15 protein-coding genes are annotated in these 17,517 nt (G+C 68.8%); 3 read left to right on the forward strand and 12 right to left on the reverse strand.

Annotated features, from left to right (window positions below):
- Positions 1-258 precede the first annotated feature (258 nt).
- The 7 genes from I0K15_RS02115 to I0K15_RS02145 form a co-directional block, all read right to left on the reverse strand.
- Positions 259-3,363 (reverse strand): alpha-mannosidase, encoded by a 3,105-nt coding sequence (locus I0K15_RS02115; protein ID WP_196103808.1) that lies wholly within the window; start codon positions 3,361-3,363, stop codon positions 259-261.
- On the reverse strand, positions 3,364-5,079 hold the full coding sequence (locus I0K15_RS02120) for an ABC transporter ATP-binding protein (RefSeq protein ID WP_196103809.1): 1,716 nt from the start codon (positions 5,077-5,079) through the stop codon (positions 3,364-3,366).
- A 427-nt stretch (positions 5,080-5,506) separates the two neighbouring features.
- Positions 5,507-6,430 (reverse strand): ABC transporter permease, encoded by a 924-nt coding sequence (locus I0K15_RS02125; protein ID WP_196103810.1) that lies wholly within the window; start codon positions 6,428-6,430, stop codon positions 5,507-5,509.
- A gap of 3 nt (positions 6,431-6,433) precedes the next feature.
- On the reverse strand, positions 6,434-7,444 hold the full coding sequence (locus I0K15_RS02130; RefSeq protein ID WP_196103811.1) for an ABC transporter permease: 1,011 nt from the start codon (positions 7,442-7,444) through the stop codon (positions 6,434-6,436).
- Between the two features lie 116 nt (positions 7,445-7,560).
- Entirely contained in the window at positions 7,561-9,291 is a 1,731-nt protein-coding gene (locus tag I0K15_RS02135; RefSeq protein ID WP_196103812.1) for an ABC transporter substrate-binding protein, read from the reverse strand.
- Positions 9,292-9,382: 91 nt separating this feature from the next.
- Positions 9,383-10,063, reverse strand: a complete 681-nt coding sequence (locus I0K15_RS02140; protein WP_196103813.1) for an MBL fold metallo-hydrolase — start codon at positions 10,061-10,063, stop codon at positions 9,383-9,385.
- 11 nt (positions 10,064-10,074) lie between these two features.
- A complete protein-coding gene (locus I0K15_RS02145) occupies positions 10,075-10,905 on the reverse strand; it encodes a phytanoyl-CoA dioxygenase family protein (protein ID WP_196103814.1) in 831 nt (276 codons plus the stop codon).
- Between the two features lie 135 nt (positions 10,906-11,040).
- On the opposite strand from I0K15_RS02145, the gene I0K15_RS02150 reads away from it, so the two are divergent.
- Both I0K15_RS02150 and I0K15_RS02155 read left to right on the forward strand, forming a co-directional pair.
- The gene (locus I0K15_RS02150) at positions 11,041-11,913 is read left to right on the forward strand and encodes an AraC family transcriptional regulator (RefSeq protein WP_196103815.1); all 873 of its coding nucleotides are present in this window, start codon (positions 11,041-11,043) and stop codon (positions 11,911-11,913) included.
- A 41-nt stretch (positions 11,914-11,954) separates the two neighbouring features.
- Positions 11,955-13,157, forward strand: coding sequence for an alpha-D-ribose 1-methylphosphonate 5-triphosphate diphosphatase (locus I0K15_RS02155; RefSeq protein WP_196103816.1), 1,203 nt, complete (start codon positions 11,955-11,957; stop codon positions 13,155-13,157).
- A 1-nt stretch (position 13,158) separates the two neighbouring features.
- On the opposite strand, the gene I0K15_RS02160 is transcribed toward I0K15_RS02155, so the two are convergent.
- The 5 genes from I0K15_RS02160 to I0K15_RS02180 are packed head-to-tail and all read right to left on the reverse strand — an operon-like array spanning position 13,159 to position 16,969.
- The gene (locus I0K15_RS02160) at positions 13,159-14,694 is read right to left on the reverse strand and encodes a polyamine aminopropyltransferase (protein ID WP_196103817.1); all 1,536 of its coding nucleotides are present in this window, start codon (positions 14,692-14,694) and stop codon (positions 13,159-13,161) included.
- The gene (locus I0K15_RS02165; RefSeq protein WP_196103818.1) at positions 14,691-14,918 is read right to left on the reverse strand and encodes a DUF350 domain-containing protein; all 228 of its coding nucleotides are present in this window, start codon (positions 14,916-14,918) and stop codon (positions 14,691-14,693) included. Before I0K15_RS02165 ends, I0K15_RS02160 begins: the two co-directional genes overlap by 4 nt.
- A gap of 10 nt (positions 14,919-14,928) precedes the next feature.
- Positions 14,929-15,087, reverse strand: coding sequence for a hypothetical protein (locus tag I0K15_RS02170; RefSeq protein WP_196103819.1), 159 nt, complete (start codon positions 15,085-15,087; stop codon positions 14,929-14,931).
- Positions 15,087-16,364, reverse strand: a complete 1,278-nt coding sequence (locus I0K15_RS02175; protein ID WP_196103820.1) for a DUF4178 domain-containing protein — start codon at positions 16,362-16,364, stop codon at positions 15,087-15,089. Before I0K15_RS02175 ends, I0K15_RS02170 begins: the two co-directional genes overlap by 1 nt.
- Positions 16,361-16,969, reverse strand: a complete 609-nt coding sequence (locus I0K15_RS02180) for a DUF4178 domain-containing protein (RefSeq protein WP_196103821.1) — start codon at positions 16,967-16,969, stop codon at positions 16,361-16,363. Before I0K15_RS02180 ends, I0K15_RS02175 begins: the two co-directional genes overlap by 4 nt.
- Positions 16,970-17,113: 144 nt before the next feature.
- On the opposite strand from I0K15_RS02180, the gene I0K15_RS02185 reads away from it, so the two are divergent.
- Positions 17,114-17,497 (forward strand): hypothetical protein, encoded by a 384-nt coding sequence (locus I0K15_RS02185; RefSeq protein WP_196103822.1) that lies wholly within the window; start codon positions 17,114-17,116, stop codon positions 17,495-17,497.
- Positions 17,498-17,517: the final 20 nt, after the last annotated feature.

Below are 17,517 nucleotides of genomic sequence, written 5' to 3' on the forward strand. Positions count from 1 at the left end.
AGCTTGCCCCGCCGCAAAAGCGTCCTCCCGTGGGGAGGGTCGGGCGCTGCCCGGCGGTCCCGCCGGGCGATTGGGTGGTTCGAGGCGATACCGCCCCGGACTTGATCCGGGGCCTTTCGATGCGGGGCGCTTTGGTGCGCAGCGGTCCCGGCGCTTCGGCCGGGACGGTTACGGTCGGACCTGATCCGGCCATCTGCTGCTTCGGCAGATCCTCGGGGCGAGCCCGAGGATGACGGTGCCCGATGACCACACCAAGCCTCACGTTCTCAGCCGGAGTGTTACGATCTGGTAGGGGGTGAGGTCGATTTCCACCGTCCCGTCGTGGAGGGGCAGAGCGGCGCCGGGATCCTCCAGCAGACCGGCGATCTCCACCTCCGTCACCGCCTCCGAGACCGCGAGGCGGACCGGGCCGCGGTTGCGGTGGGCTTCGTAGAGACGGACGATCAGGCCGTCGCCGTCCTCGGCGGGTTTCACCGTCTCGATCACCACATTTGGATCGAGGGCGCGCAGAGGAGGCTCCGGCAGCGCGCCCGATGCCTCGCGCAACGGAAACACGCGGACCGGGTGGTTGAGGGCGTAGGCCTGCGCCGGGACCTCGCCGCGCCAGTCGCCGGGATGGGGCATCAGGCTGTAGGTGAAGGCGTGCCGTCCGCGATCCGAGATGCGGTCGGGCATCGTCGCGGACTTGATGAGCGACAGGCGGATCACGTCGCCCCTGATGTCATAGCCGTACTTGCCGTCGTTGAGCAGGGCGACGCCGTAGTTGCCCTCCGAAAGGTCCGCCCATTTCTGCGCAGGCACCTCGAAACGGGCCGCGTCCCAGCTCGTGTTGCGGTGGGTGGGGCGCATGATCTGGCCCCACTGGATCTCGTAGGTGGCGAGCGGGCTGCGGACGCTGACGGGGAAGGCGGCCTTCAGGAGCACGTGGCTCTCCTGCCAGTCGATTTCTGTTACAAAATCCAGCCGCCGGGACGAATGGTGTAACACGACGCGCTGGCGGATGGTCGAGTCGCGCCAGCGGCGGTGGATGTCCACGGCGGCGCGCAGCGGGCCGGTCTCGATCAGCTCCAGGCTCTCGACATGGGTGATCGCGTCCGAGCGCTCCTCGAAGAAGATGTCGATGTCCCAGGCGTCCCAGGAGATCGGGCGATCCTCGAACGCCTGAAGCTGGTTGCCCTTCGCGCCGGGGCGCAGGATCTCGCGCCGGGTCTCGCGGTCGTGGAGGCGGTGGATGAGGCCGTCCGGCCCGATCTCGACGCGCAGGAGCGGGTTTTCGAGGATGGTCATCCGCTCCTCCTGCCAGGCGTGGAGGCCCTCGGGGCGCGGGGGCTCCGCTTCGACGGGGTGGAGTGCGGTGAGGGTGTAGGCCCGGCCCGGCAGTTCGACGAGGAGGCCACCGGGGATGGCTTGGGCGGGCAGTATGCGGCCGGTCTCGTCTGCATAGGCCGTCGCGTCGCCCTCGATCACCGCCTGCCTCAGAATATCGAGCGGGGTGGCGTTGACGAGGAGATGGCTCGCGCCGGGCGGGGCAAGCAGCGGGGCGGCGGCCTCCATCGCCTCGCCGCAGGTCCAGGCGATGATGCCATGGTCGCGGCGTGCGTCGTCATAGACCGCGCTGATCGAGGTGCCGGTGAGGATGTCGTGGAACTGCGTGGTGCAGAGCCGCCGCCACGCGTCGTAGAGGTCCGGCACGTCGTGCCCGGCGAGGCGGAGGAGCGAGGCCATGTACTCCGTATCGTGGAGCAGAACTTCGGCCCGGCGGTTCGCGCCCTTGATCCAGCCCTGGGAGGTGAGGACGCCGCGATGCCCCTCGAGGTAGAACTCGCCGGACCACATGGGCAGGTCGTGGGCCTGGCTTTCGATCGTCTCGAAGAAGCGGCGGACGGTGGAGGGGACGACGCGGGGCGCGCCGGGCATGGCGCCCCAGATCCCGGCCTTACGGATCAGCTCGTCGGTCGGCCCGCCGCCGCCGTCGCCGTAGCCGTAGCAGATCATGAGGTCGCGCAAGGAGGACTTCATGGTGGAGCGGGTCCAGGTACCGACGACTTCGCCGGCGCTCAGGTCGGACTTGTAGTTCGTCGGGAACGGCAGGTGTTGCACGTCGCGCGGCGTGGTCAGGAACTGGGCGAGCACGCGGGAGCCGTCGATCCCCTCCCACCACGTCGTGGAGGACGGCATCTGGTTGTACTGGTTCCAGCTCACCTTGTTGGTGGCGAACCAGCGCAGGCCCGCCTGCTTCATCAGTTGCGGCAGCGAGGCGGGGAAGCCGAACGTGTCGGGCAGCCAGAGCACCGGCGTCTCTGCCTCCTCACCGAAGCGGGTGCGGACGTATTGGCGGGCCAGCAGGATCTGGCGGACCAGCGCCTCGGCCCCCGGCATGTTGGCGTCAGGCTCGACCCACATGCCGCCCAGGATCTCCCACCGCCCGGCTTGGACCTGCTCGCGGATCTCCTCGAAGAGCTCCGGGTAATCCTCTTCGGTCCAGGCGTAGAGCTGGGGTTGGGAGTGGGAGAAGCGGAAGGACCGGTGCCGCTCCATCAGGCGCAGGACGTTGGAATAGGTCCGCGCGTTCTTCCGCCGGATCTGGGCGATGGGCCAGAGGTAGGCGACGTCCATATGCGCGTGGCCGATGCCGTGGAGCGTCACGTCGAGCGGGCTGCCGGCGTGTTCGATGGCGCCCTTCAGCCCGGCGAGCGCGGCCGGAACGCTGGCGCGAAAGGCGCTGCCCAAGGGATCGCGGGTGTCGAGGTCGAGGAAGGCGCGGTCGAGCGCGTTGAGGAGCGCGTGCTTCTCCGGCCGGTCGTCGTGGAGCGCACGGGCCATGTCGAGGGAGACCTCGGCCAGCGTCACGAACTCCTGCAGCGGCCGGTCGAGATCGATGACGCCGCATTCGCGGATGAAGAGCTGCGTGCGGTCGTTCGGGTCGGGCGGCCAGCCGGTCAGCCCGGTCCAGCCGTGGAGCATCAGGTCGTGCGGCAGCCCGTCCGCAAGCTCCGGGGCGAGGTCCACGGTATGGTGATAGCGGTCGGCCGACGCGAGGGGCCGCCCGTCGATATGCAGCAGCGCCTCGGGATGGGTGAAGATGTCCCCCGCCTCGCCCAGCGGCAGGTGCAGCGCGGGGTCGCGCCAGCCCGCGGGCACGGTGAAGCGGGAGCGCAGGACAAAATGGAGATCGGCGCCGCCCCAGTAGCTCTCCCACTCTAGCGGGCCGAGCGACGTGCCGGTGCCGGGCTCCGCCCGCGCGCTCGGCAGGCATTCGAGGTGGAAGGGCTCGATGGGCACGCGCGCTTGCGCGACGAGAGGACGGATCAGGTCGAGCCGCTTGCCGATCTTCTCGGCCGTCAGGCGCAGGCTGTGGGCCATCTAGAGCGTGAAACCGGGGATCTGCCCGCGGAAGATCGTGGCGCCCGGCTCCAGCCGGTCGAGCGCGTCGAGATCGGCGCGCGCCTCCTCCGCCGAGCCCCAGTCGCGGTCCACGTCCGGCCAGGGGATCGAGGAGATGAGAAGGCGGGTATAGGGATGCTCCGGCGCGCCGATCACCTCCTTCGGCGGCCCCGCCTCCACCACCTGGCCCTTGTAGAGCACCATGACGTAGTCGCTGACATGGTAGGCGGTGGCGAGGTCGTGGGTGATGTAGAGGATCGAGATGCCGTGCCGATCCTTCAGGTCGTAGATGTTCTTGAGGATCGTGGCGCGGAGGCTCGCGTCCACCATCGAGACGGGCTCGTCCGCGATCAGCAACTTCGGGCTGAGCATCAGCGCGCGGGCGACGATCAGGCGCTGGCGCTGGCCGCCCGAGAGCTGGTGCGGATAGCGGGCGAGCACCAGATCGGGGTCGAGGCCGACGGCGGCACACGCCTCCTCCATCGCCTGCCGGGTATGCGCCTCCGACTGGGCGAGGCCGAAGCGGCGGAAGGGAAAGCGCAAGGCGTGGTCCACCCGGTAGAACGGGTTGAAGCAGGCATAGGGGTCCTGGAACACGGCCTGCACGTCCTTGCGGAAATCGAGCCCTTCGGCCTTCGTCAGCCGGTTGATGTCGCGGCCCTGGAAGCGGACGGCGCCTTCGGTGGGCTCGGTGAAGCCGAGCATGAGGCTGCCCATGGTGGACTTGCCGGAGCCCGACTGCCCGACGATCGAGATGATCTTGGGCACCGCGCCGTCGAGGCGGAAGCTGAGGGGGTGGAGCGCCGTGACCTCGCCGTAGCGCTTGCACACGCCATCGAATTCGAGAAGCGGATCGGCGGGGAGTTCCTGCGGGGCCGCGGCCTCGCCCGGCGGATTGTCGAGGAAGCTCTCTCCGCCCACGAGGGGGACGGAGGAGATGAGCTCGCGCGTGTAGGGGTGCTTCGGTGCTTCGAGGACCTGGCGGACGGGGCCGAACTCCACCAGTTCGCCGAGGCGCAAGACGGCGAGGTCGTCCACCGATTGCGCCATCAGCCCCATGTCGTGGCCAATGAGGATCAGGCCCGCGCCGATGCGGCCCTGCACCTCGCGCAGGGTCTGCATGACGTGGCGCTGGGTGATGACGTCGAGCGCCGAGGTCGGCTCGTCGGCGATGATGAGGTCGGGGGTGAGGCAGGTGCCTATGGCGATACAGACCCGCTGCTTCATGCCGCCGGAGAGCTCGTGGGGGTAGAGGCGCCCGACGTGGGAGGGTAGGCCGACACCGGCGAGGGCCTCCTCGGAGCGGCGCTTGAGCTCCTCGGCCGGGCGGCGGCCCTCATGGGCGACGATGCCGTCCCAGAGCTGATCCTCGACCCGCATGACGGGGTTGAGGGAGTTCATGGCCCCCTGCGGGATGTAGCTGATCCGCGCGAGGCGGGTGCGGCGCATCTCCGGATCGGTGAGGGTGAGGATGTCGGTCTCGCCAAGATGGATCTCGCCGCCGGCGACGAAGCCGGGGGCGGCGAGCATGCGCATGGCGGCCAGCGCGGTGGTGGTCTTGCCCGACCCGCTCTCCCCGATGAAGCCGATACGGCGGCCCTGCGGGACGGAGAGCGAGAGGTTGGTGACTGCATGGACGACCCCGGCGGAGGTCGGGAAGTCGATGGACAGGTCGCGGATGTCGAGGACGGTCATGGGGCACTTCCCTGACGATCTGCTGGCCTCCACGGTGCCGCTTCAGAACGGAGGATCGCGCCCGGCACCGAGGGTGGGCGCAATCGCGCCCGCCCTGGGGGGCGGGGTCGGGCGCGATCCGGGGCTGGCGCCCCGGGGGACGGCCGATCAGCGTGATCGCTCGTCATGGCCCACGGTGGCGTTTCGACTACTCCCAACCTGACCGCACTAGAACTAAGGATCGCGCCCGGTCCGAGGGGGGCGCAATCGCGCCCGCCTGGGGGGCGGGGCAGGCGCGATCCGGGGCTGACGCCCCGGGGGGACGGGTGATCGGTGGGCCGCTTCATTTGCAAGGTCGATGCTTTGCATGTGTGGCGATCGCCTGGGCGCGGGCGCGAACCAAAGCCGACACTCAGGCGAACCGGATGATCCATGTGCGGCGCAGCCATCAGAGCTTCCTCAGACGGGGGTTGGAGACCTCGTCGAGGCCGAGGTTGATGAGGAGGAGCCCGATGAACATCACCGCCAAAAGCAGCGTCGGGATCGCCCACCACCACCAGAGGTTCTGGATGAGCGCGCCCGCGTTGATCGCCTCGTAGATCGTGCGGCCGAGCGTCGGCACGCGCTGCGGACCGAGGCCGAGGACCTCGAGCCCCACCGCCGTCACGATCGACGTGGTCACGTTCGCGATGAACGAACCGAAGAGGTAGGGGACGAGGTTCGGCAGCATCTCCCGGAACATGATGTGCATGGTCGAGGCCCCGGAGAGCCGCGCCATCTGCACGTAGCCCGCCTCGCGCATCGAGAGCACCTGCGCCCGGATCAGCCGCGTGGGTGATTGCCAGACGAAGCCCGCGATCAGCACCGCCATCATGGTGAGGCTCACGTCTCCGAAGGCCGACTGGAACACCACGAGGATCAGGAGCGGCGGGATCGTGATCATCACGTCCGACAGCACCCGGATCACGTCGTCCACCCGCCCGCCGACGAAACCGGCGGTGAAGCCGAGGAAGATCCCGATGCTCATCCCGATCAGCGAGGCGAGCACGCCGACGAAGAGCGAGTTGGGCGCGCCGATGATGAGCAGTGCGAGCACGTCCCGCCCTGCCCCGTCGGTGCCAAGCGGGTTGGCGAGGGTGCCCGCCTGCCCGCGCATGTTCTCGAACCCCACGGGCGGCAGGCGCAGCATGCTCGACCCGGTGAAGACCAGATCCGGATCCCACAGCACCCGCCCGATCAGGCCGAGCGCGACGATGCCGAGCAGGAGGCCCGCGCCCCAGATCAGCTTCGGGTTGCGCCAGGGATTGTCGAAGCGGCGCATGCGGCGGGCTTCGGCGCGGGTCGGTTGCTCCTCTGTCGTGATCTCGGCCATGGCTCAGCGCGCCTCGTGCCGGATGCGGGGATCGATCAGCGGATAGATCAGATCGACGAGGAAGACGCTGAGCGCCGTCATCAGGATGATGACGTAGCTCACCCCCTGGATCACCGGGAAGTCCTGGTCGAGGATCGCGTCGTAGAGGAGCTTGCCCATGCCGTTATAGGCAAAGATGCGCTCCACCAGCACCTGCCCCGCGATCAGCAGCCCTATCTTCAGCGCGAAGGCGGTGATCTGCGGCAGGATCGCGTTGCGGATCATGTAGCGGTAGAGGATGTAGCGCGGCCGCAGCCCCTTCGCCTCGGCCAGCTTGGTGTAGTCCTCGCCCTGCACGGTGATCATCAGGCCGCGCATGCCCAGCGCCCAGAAGCCGAAGGACACCACGACGATCGAGAGCGCGGGCAGGAAGCCGTGATAGATCACGGATTGCACGAAAGCCCACGTCCACCCCGGCTCGACGAAGAGACCGTAGGCGCCGGTCAGCGGGAACCACTGCATGTTCGCCGCGAAGATCCACATCAGCAACAGCCCCGACAGGATCGGCGGGATCGAGGTGAAGACCATCGCCGCCGGGATCGCGACGCGCACCAGCTTCGGCGAATGGTCCCACACCATCAGTGCGCCCAAGAGGTTGCCGATGATGAAGGTGATAACGATGGAGACGAGCATCAGTCCCACCGTCCACGGCAGCGCGTTGCCGATCATCGTGGCGACCGGGGTGGGGAAGGAGGCGGTGGAGAGCCCGAAATCGAACTGCACCACGTTCCGCAAGTATTTGACGTATTGAACGATCATCGGATCGTTCAGACCGAATCGCTCCTGCAGGGTCGCGAGGATCGCTTCGGAGTTCGCGACCGTGCCAGCGCCTGCCGTCATGCGGCCCAGCATGATCTCCGCCGGGTCGACCGGGGACAGCCGCGGGATGATCCAGATCAGCGTCGCGGCGATCCACACGGTGAGCAGCAAGGTCACCAGACGGTTGAAAATATAGGCCCTCGGGATGCGTCCCATGACGTTCTCCGTCGTGCGGGGGATGAGGGCGGGCCGTCGGAGGGGTAGACGGCCCGCCCCGGCTAAGCTGAGCGGTACACCACGGTCGCCGGGGGGCGGCCGCCCGCAGCCTGCACTCAGTTCGCCTGTTCGAGATTATGGATGATCTGGTGGGTGTGGTTCCACCAAAACGCGGGGTGGTTGTACGCATTTTCCGCGGTGGGCCATCCCGTCCAGTATGTCTCGTTGTAGGGCAGCAGCTTCGCGGCCTGCACCAGCGGGATGAACGGCATCTCCGCATCGAGGTGGGCGTAGGCCTCCGCAACCATGCCGGGCAGCGCTGGATCGTCGGGGGCGAGACCGCCCATCTCGTCGACGATCGCGGTATACGCCTGCGCGGCCGCGCTGTCCCACCGGGCGGTATTGTTGAAGCCGGGCGAGCGCTCGCCGACCGGGACGACGTTGTCCGCGGTGTAGCGCGTCATCGAGGTCCAGGGCTCGTTCACCGAACCGCAGGAGAGCCAGGAATAGGTCATCTCGTAGGCGCCGAAGGGCAGGACCTCACCCCAGAAGACCCCGTTCTCCACCGGCACGGCGCGGGCGGAGATGCCGGCGCGGTTGAGCTGCTCGACCACCACGTCGATGGTGCGGGTGTATTCCGGGGAGGCGGAGTTGACGTGGATCGCGACGGTAAGATCCTCGCCGTCCCGCTCGTAGATGCCGTCGTCGCCCTTGGCATAGCCCGCCCCCTCGATCAGCGCGTCGGCGGCGGCGACATCCGCGGTGGCGGAGAGGCCGTAGCCCGCGTCCTTGATGGCGTCGATGAAGGGCTCCATCGCGCCGTACTGGACGAACATGGTCTCCGACGGGACGGTCGTGCCCTCGTAGGCGACGTTCACGATCTGGCTGCGGTCGATGATGTGGGCGACCGCCTTGCGCATGTTCGGATCGTCCCAGGGGGCGACGGTCGTGTTGATCTCGAGCTGGCGGGTGCAGGGATCGGGCCAGGCATAGGGGTAGTCGTCATACCAGGCGATCACGGCGGGGTTCTGCGCGCGGATCGCCTCCAGCGTGCCAACCGTCACGTTCTGCGCGACGTCGATCTGGTTGGTGGCGATAAGCTGAGCGCGGCTCTCCTCCCCGCCCGTCTCCAGCCAGATGAGGCGCTGGGGCGCCGGCAGGTCAGCAAAGCCCGTGGCCGCCCCCCACCAGTCATCATTGCGGTCCCAGATCGCGCGGTTGGTGGCGGACGAGGTGTAGGTATAAGGCCCGGTGCCGATCGGCGGGAAGAAGGCGAAGGTGGTGGGATCCTCGCCCGCCCAGACATGCTCCGGCATGATGAGGAAGGAGCCGAAGATGCGCACGCCGAAGTTCTCCACGTCGAAGCGCGGGTTGGCCTCGGTGAGCGTGAAGCGGACCGTGAGGTCGTCGACCTTCTCCACGCTCGCGACCTGGGCGCGGATGGTGGCGGCCTCCCGCTCGGAGAGCTCCTCGTTGTCCATGGCGGTCTGCACGGTGAAGACCACATCGTCGGCGTCGAACGCCTCGCCATCGGACCAGGTGACACCCTCGCGCAAGGTCAGCGTCCACTCGGTGAAGGCGTCGTTGGCCTCGAAGGCCGTGCCGAGCCAGGGCTCCAGATCGCCGGTGGTGTAGTTGAGGATGAAGAGCGGCTCCCACATGGCCTGATGCGCGCCGTGCTGGCGGCGGCCGGGGGCGGTGAACCAGTTGAAGTTCTCCGGATCGCGGATGGTGCGGTCGAGGTCGAAGATCACGGTGTCGGCGCGGGCGACGTCCTGGGCGAAGGCGGGAGCCTCCGCCATCAGGACGACGGCCGAGCCGAGCAGAGCGGCTTTGGTCAGGTTCATCGAAATTCTCCCTGTGCAATGGCCGGTCCTTGCTGGCCGGGCCTTGTGGTTGCCCGGGCGCGTTCTCGGCCCCCGGGGAAGTGTGGGTCTCCTACCGCAGGTAGTCCATGACGAGCACGCGGGTGCGCGCGGGAATATCGTTTCGGGTCAGGACCTTTCGGGGTCCGAAGGCGAAATCCACGTCCTCGTCCTTGAAGTGGCCGAGGAAGCTGCCGATCCAGTGCGTGTTGCGCGGGCGGTAGGTGAGCGTGCGGAAGTGCATCGGGATGACGAGCTTGGGCTGCACCCGATGGATCATCTGCATCAGGTCCGGCAGCTCGATGGTGAGGTATCCGCCGGCCAGCGCGAAGAGGACGTCGGTGTCCTCGAAGAACGCGATCTGCGCGTCCGTGAGCGGGTTGCCGACGTCGCCCATATGGGCACAGCGGACGCCGTCGAGGGTGAAGCGGTACATGCCGTTCTGGCCGGGCACCTCGTGCTCGGGATGGTGGTCCCACTCGGCGGCTTCGATCGCCGTGACCTCCAGCCCTGCCGCGGTGGCGGTGCCGCCGTTCTGAGCGATTTCCAGCGCGTTGAGCACGGCCGGATCGCCCGGGATCAGGTCGGCGCGGCAATGGGCGTCGTCATCGTCCGAGGAGATGAGGACGAGGTCGGCGCTGTCGGTGATCGGCGCGTAGCCAACGCCCTCGGGCGTATAAGGGTCGGTGATGACGGACGGCCCCGTGTCGGGGCGCAGGCCGAAGGCGGCGTGACCGTACCAGGTGACCTCCACGCCCGCGCGCCTCAGTTGTTGCCGACGACATGCGGGCTCGACGTCGCCCGGATGTCGTCGTTGGCGGGCCGCGGGTAGTGCTGCCAGAGCCCGGTGGAATCGAGGCCGCGGCAGATGATCGGTTCCACCCCGCGGGCCCATTTCGGATCGGTCACACGGACGCTCGGCGGGCAGTAGCGCAGCGTCAGCCCGCAGCGCCGGCGGTCCGAAGCATTGCCTTCGGAGCCATGGACCAGCATGTCGGCGTGCAGGGAGATCTGGCCGGCGCGCAGGGCGTTGGTCACGGGCGCGCCGAGCGCGTCGGCGCCCGCCGTCTCCTTGTGGAAGACCGCGTCGCCGCCGGTCTGGCCGGTAGAGAGCGCGCCCTTGTCATGGGTGCGCGGGATGAAGCGCATGGCCGCGTTTGCCGCATCCGCGTCGTCGATGGCGAGCCACACGGTGACGGTGCGCGCGGGGCTGAGCGACCAGAAGCTCGCATCCTGGTGCCAGGGCACGCGGCGCGGATCGCCCGCGGGCTTCGACAGGATGGCGGTGGCCCAGCAGATGATGTCGGGACCCACGATGTCCTGCACGTGATCGAGGATGCGCGGGTCCGTCGCGATGTCCCACAGCCCCGACAGCCGCGCCTGATAGCAGTTGATTCCATAGGCGCCGTCGGGGCCCATGTCGGCCATCAGCCGGTCCACATAGGCGCGGATGCGGGCGATCTCCTCGGGCGGGAAGATGGTGAAGGGCGCGACCCAGCCCTCGCGGTTGTAATGCGCGATCTCGGCTTCGGTCAGGCGGCGGCGCGGGCGGTCGGGCACGGGCGCGAAGCGCAGGTCCTGGCGTGTGGTCTGCATCGGATTTCATCCTTCTTTGCCACCAGCCTGACCTGCCCCGCGCGGGCCGTGGAGACCCCAACTTGACAAAACGATGTGCCTGATTGACTTTGTTCAAGTTTAATGCTGCGCCGCAACAGGGGCTTGACTGGTCGCATGCGTGAAGCCGTGTTCAGAATTGACACCTACCTGCGGGGGGATGAGGCCTATCATTTCGCGCGCAAGGAGCTGTCCTCCCAGCGCCCCGCCCTGCGCCACCGCCACGACTACTACGAGCTGTTCCTGATCGAGCGGGGGGCCGCGAACCACTGGATCAACGGGACCGAGGAGCGGCTGGTCGCGGGCGACATGGTGTTCATCCGGCCCGACGACTGCCACGCGCTGCAGGCCGAGGACGGGATCGGCTGCCGGATCCTCAACGTGATGTTCCTGCCCGGCACCGCCGATCACCTCGCCGCGCGCTATGGCAGCGAACTGGCCGAGCGGTTCTTCTGGTTCGCGGGCGAGCTGCCGATGGTGCTTCACCTGACCGGTGCGCAGATGGAGCGGGCCATCAACACGGCCCAGCAGCTCGGCGGATCGCGGCGGACACTGGCGCGGATCGAGCACTTCCTGCTCGCGATCATGACCCATGTGCTCGACGAAGTGGCGACGATCGAGCGGAGCGCGCCGCGCTGGCTGATCGCGGCCTGCCAGGCGGCCCAGCAGCCGGAGGTGTTCCGGGAGGGGGCCGCCGGGTTCGTGGCCGCCGCCGGGCGTGGGCATGAGCATGTGTGCCGGCAGGCGCGGCGGCATCTGGGCGTCTCGCCCACCGTCTTCGTCAACCGGATCCGCATCCAGCACGCAGCCATGCTGCTGTCGGCCACCGGCCGGCCGCTGGCGGATGTGGCGGGCGACTGCGGGATCGAGAACCTGAGCTACTTCCACAAGCTCTTTCGCGAGCATTACGGCACCACCCCCGGAGCCTATCGCGAGCGGCGCCAGCGCGACCCGATCCAGAGCGGGACTGTCACCGAAACGTCGGTTTAGCTTGCTAACCGGCTGAACGAGCAGACGTTGGGGGGCTGAAGATGTTTCGGGTGATCGGGGCGACGGTGATCCTGCCGAACGGCGTGGCGCGCTGCGAGGTGAGCGTCGAGGACGGGCGGATCGCGGCGCTCGACGCCCCGGCAACGCCGGGCGAGGTGAAGGTGGACGGGCGCGGCAAGGTGCTGGCACCCGCGCTCATAGACATCCACGGCGACGCGTTCGAGCGGCAGATGATGCCGCGGCCCGGCGTGATGTTCCCCCTCGATCCGGCCGTGCTGGAGACCGACCGCCAGCTTGGGGCGAACGGGATCGCGACGGCGTTCCATGCGGTGACGCTGGGCTGGGAGCCGGGCCTGCGCTCCGTCGAGCAGGGGCGCGCGTTCTGCGCGGCGCTGGAGCGGCTCGGGCCGAGGCTGACGGTGGAGAACGCGATCCAGCTGCGGTGGGAGACCTTCGCCTTCGAGGCGGTGGACCTGATCGAGGAGGTGCTGGCCGGCCCCCTGCCTGCCGCCATCGCCTTCAACGATCACACGTCGATGTCGATGCTCGACCCGTCGATCCGCATCCAGGACCGGCCGTTCGAACAGGCGGCGGACTACCCGGCGGTGAGCTTCGACGCGCCGCATCTGCCGCGCAAGATGGCGGGCTCGGCCAAGCGGGCGGGGCTCGACATCGAGCCCTATCTCGAGCGGATGGGCGACATCTGGACCCGGCGGGCGGAGGTGCCCGCGGTGATCGAGCGGGTGGCGGCGGCCGGCCGCGAGGCCGGGGTCGGCATGCTGAGCCACGACGATACGCAGGACGAGACGCGGACCTTCTATCGCGGGCTCGGCGCGCGGATCAGCGAGTTTCCCATGCGGATCCCGGTCGCCGAGGCGGCGAAGGCGGCGGGCGACGCCATCGCCTTCGGCGCGCCCAACGTCGTGCGCGGCGGCAGCCATATCGGCTCGCCCTCCGCGGCGGAGATGGTGGAGGCGGGGCTCTGCGATATGCTCGCCTCGGACTACTACTACCCCGCGATGCTGGCCGCGGTGGCGCGCTTGCATGAGGAGAAGCGCGCACCGCTCGACAAGCTGTGGCGGCTGGTCTCGGCAGGACCGGCGGAGGCGATGCACCTGCCCGAACGGGGCGAGATCGCGGTGGGCCAGCGCGCCGACCTCGTGCTGCTCGACTGGCCCGAAGGCGAGACGCCGGCGGTGCGGCGGACCTGGGTGAAGGGGCGGCTCGCCTACTCCGCGGGCTGACCTACCGGAACCAGCGCGCCCAGCCGTCCTCGTAGTAGCGGACGAGGGCGTGGGAGAGGATGGTGTTGGTCTCGACCTCCAGCGGTGCCGTGTCGTGGCCGAAGGTGGTGAGGCCCGGCCACAGATCCGCATGATAGAACTGCAGGCCCTCGGGCAGCGGATCGGGGTCGCGCAACGGGCCGGGGCGCGCGAGCACGAAACCCCAGGTGCCGAAGCTCGGCACGTAGGCGTGGTAGGCGGTCGTGGAGAGCGTGCCGCCCGGGCGCTGCGGATCACGGGTCTCGTCCAGCGTGCGGTCGATGGACCAGAACGCCTCCCGCGCGAAGACGGGAGAGCCCGCTTGGGTGACGAGCGCGCCGCGTGGTGACAGGCGCTCGACGAGGCGGGCGTAGAACTCGCGGGAATAGAGCTTCGAGACCGAGAAATCGCGCGGATCCGGCAGGTCGAGGACGATGGCGTCGAATACCCGCCGGTCCTCGTCCGCGAACTGCCAGGCATCGTCGGCGATGATCTCGACGCGCGGGTCGTTCAGCGCGCGGTCGTTGAGGGCGGCGAGGTGGGGCACGTTGCGGAAGAGCTCGGTCACGCGGGGGTCGAGGTCAACCAGAACGACCTCCTCCACATCCGGCCAGCGCAGCACCTCGCGCGCGGCCATGCCGTCACCGCCGCCGAGGATCAGGATGGAGGTGCGGCGCGGCAGGCGGCTCATCATGGGGTGGACCAGCGTCTCGTGGTAGCGGTGCTCATCGAGGCTGTCGAACTGGATCGAGCCGTTGAGAAACAGCCGCGTCCGGTCGCCGAAGCGGGTGACGACGATGCGCTGATAGGGCGTCTCCTCGCTGAGGATCACGTCATCCTCGAACATCGCCGTATCGGCGAGGGAGACGAGGCGGTCGGTCCAGATCAGCGCCGCGGAACAGGCAACGAGCCCGCCGAGCCAGAAGCCGCGGATCAGCCAGCCGATGCGCTCGCGAAAGAGCCACAGCGAGATGCCCGCGACGACGAGATTGAGCACGCCGAAGACGAGGCTCGCCGCCATCAGCCCCAGTTGCGGGACGATCACCAGCGGGAAGAGCACGGCGGCGACCAGCGCCCCGGCATAATCCGCCGTCAGCACGCTGGAGAGCGTGTGCTGCATCGCCTGACGCGTGTGCAGGATGCGGGTGATGAGCGGGATCTCCAGCCCCGAGAGCGCGCCGATGGCGACCACCAGCGAGAAGAGCAGCAGCCCCAGCCCGTCGAGCCAGCCATAGGCGAGGAACAGGATCGGTGCGGAGAAGCCGCCCACGATGCCGAGCAGGACCTGGGAGAGGACGAAGCCCCGCTCCGCCTCCGTCACGTAGCGCGAGGCCCAGGCGCCCAGCCCCATGGAGGTCATGAAGACGCCGATGACGAGGGAGAACTGCGTGACGCTGTCGCCGAGCAGGTAGCTCGACACCGCACCCGCGATGAGCTCGTAGACCAGCCCGGCCACGGCCACCGCGAAGGTGGCCGCCAGCAGCCAGAGCCCCTGCGCCTCGGCCGCCGGGCGGGTCATCCGCTGACGATCACCGCCGCGATCAGGATCGATATGGCGAGGAACAGGCTGCCCATCAGCACCGCGATGGCCATGTTCTGCTCCTCCTCCACCTCGCGGCGCAGGGAGAAGGGGGTAAGCCACTCGATGACGATCCAGCTTACGATGAGCAGGCCGACGCCGAGGGCGGTGTAGAAGATCGTCGCCACGATCTCGGCGAAGATGATGGTCTCGAATGGGTTCATGTCGCTCTCCTCATTTGACCCCTCCGACAAAGCCGTAGCCGCCGCCCGGGGAGCCGACGCGGGCGGATTGTACCGATGTGCTCTGCCCGCCATAGCCGCTCATGCTGAGCATCGCGGCCGCACCGATCAGGCCGAGGACGAGCAGGACGAGGATCGCGCGCGCCAGCATCAGTCGTCGCTCCAGTCGCTGCCGGACCAGCGGCGGGTGTTGTGGATGGTCCGCTGCACAAGCATCCCGCCGCCGACGGCGAGGAAGGCGAACGCGAGATACCAGAGCCAGCGGGTGGCGGGCTTGCCTTGCGTCACCTCGACGGCCATGCGCTGTGCGAGCTGGCCGCCCTGCCAGTCCACCGCGGCCTCGGACTGCGCCATCTCCAGCGTGTAGTTGCCCGGCGGCAGGAGGAGGTGCGCGCGCGCCCAGCGGGAGCCCTCCGTCCAGCGGCCATCGGAGTCGCGGCCGAAATAGTAGCCCATGCCATCATCGAAGGCAGCGACGGGCTCGTCCTCTGCATCGTAGAGCTCGACCTCGTACCAGGCCCAGCTGTTGGAGACGTCGGACCAGATGGAGATCTCGGTGAGGCCCTGCGGGGCCGTGACCTCGAAGGGCAGCGTGAGCGGGTTGCGGACGCTGACCTCGCCCGACTGGGCGATCCGCGTGCCGGCGGCGCCGAGCGCGAAGCTCAGAACGACGGCGGCCGCGGCCCCGGCGAGCGTCAGGTTGCGGGCAAAGAGCGCGAGGGAGGAGCGGCGGAACGCCTGCAGCGGGTGCACGCCCGAGGGACGCCGCCAGTCCTTCGCCGCGATGCGGAAGCTCGCGAAGGTCGCCGCGCGGTCGAGGTGGCGGGAGAGCTCGTATTCCCGCTCCTTCCCGGTCTCGCGCATCGTCAGCATCTGGTCGTCGCCCATCAGCGAGACATAGAAAGAGTCCTCGTCGAGCTTGGGCGTGTAGTTGAACTCACCCTCGATGAACGTCGCCTCGGGCCGGCCGGAGCCGTAATAGCGATAGCGCGTGCGGCCCAGATGGGCGGCGGGGCGGCTCTCCGCATTCTCGATCGTGCGGGCGGAGATGAAGGCGGGGGCCGGCAGATCGCGGATCTTGCGGGTGAAGACGAGGTGGCCGTCCTCCCACGTGATCCAGGCATAGCCGTGGGTCCAGGAGAAGACCTGGTGGTCGACCCAGGTCCAGGTCCGCCCGCCATAGCGTTCCCGCCAGGCGATCGTGCCGATCACGGTGAAGGGCACGCCATAGACCTCGCCTGTCATGCCGATGGCGAGCGGGCTTTCGGGCCGGGGCATGTCGCGGAACTGCGCAATGACCTTGTAGCCGTCCTGCGCGTCGAGTTCCGCCCCGCAATAGGAGCAGACATGGGCGCGGACGCGACCGCCGCCGAGCACGCTGAGCCCGGCGCCGCAATTGGTGCAGTTGAAGCTCTCGGGCCGCGTCATAGGGTCTGCACGTCCCACGGATCGACCCAGCGGCCGCGGGTCCAGGCCTCGCCGCCCTCCCAGGTCTCGACGGTGGCAAGCGCGCGCTCGGGGCCGGAGAGGTCGAAATAGAGGTGCTTTTCGCCGACGCTCAGCACCTCTGGCAGTTCGCCGCGCACGGCGATGCATTCGGCGGTTTCGGCCTCGGTGACGCGGTAATCGGTGCCGTCGATGGCGACCGGCGTGCCGAGGCGCGGGCGGAAGCCGCGGGGCCAGAGGGCGCGGGGCAAGGGCTGCTCGATGGCGTAGTCGCCCTCATCGACGCTGAGCCACCAGCCGTCATCGTTCTGGTCGATGCACCAGTATTCGTCCCACCAGCCGCGGCCGTAGTCGTAGCGGGCATGGCCGAGGGGTGTGAGCCGCAGGCCCTCGACGGCCACGTCGCGAACGAGGGTGACGAGGGATGGCATGTCGTGCATCACCCCGCCGGAGCCCGCGAGGCGGAACCCGTCATCCATCAGCACGCTGGTGGAATGGCAATGGGCGCAGTCGATCATCTTGGACTGCGCAAGGCGCGGGGCCAGCGGCGCACCGCAATTCGCACAGTTGAAGCTGTCGAGCGCCATTCCGTCCGCCGTTTCCTGACCCCTGGGGCCTGCCGGACGCGATCAAGCCGGAAACGGTTCCGGGAGACAACCGGGAATCGGGCGGGTGGAGCGTGCCGTGGGGCGACGTTATCCTGCGGGCCACACCAGGGGGTGGAGGCGGGCATGGAAGAGCTGTCGGATGACGAGGTGATCGCGGCCGCGACCACGGGGGACGCCTTTCGCAAACCCTTGCTCATCGACGAGTTGGCGCGGCGGGCGCTGGCGGATCCGGCGTTGCTGGGCCAGGCGGTGGAGGCAATCTCGGCAGAGCGGGCGCTGCTATCGCGGCAAGGTTATGCGCCGGGATGGATGGCGGCGGGGCGGATCCTCGACAGCGGCGATGCGGGGGCGATCGCGGTGCTGCTGCGGGCGATGGACGCGTGGTCGGCGCGGGATCAGGCGGATCTCGTGGCGCTGTGGTCCGGTCCGGCGGGCCTTGCGGAGGGGACGCGGGCACTGTTGGAGCGTCACGGCTGGGCACCGAAATACGATCCGGAGCGGCGGTAGGGCGGCGCTTCGCACGCCGC

The organism is Pontivivens ytuae (genome assembly GCF_015679265.1).
GTDB classification, from domain to species: domain Bacteria; phylum Pseudomonadota; class Alphaproteobacteria; order Rhodobacterales; family Rhodobacteraceae; genus Pontivivens; species Pontivivens ytuae.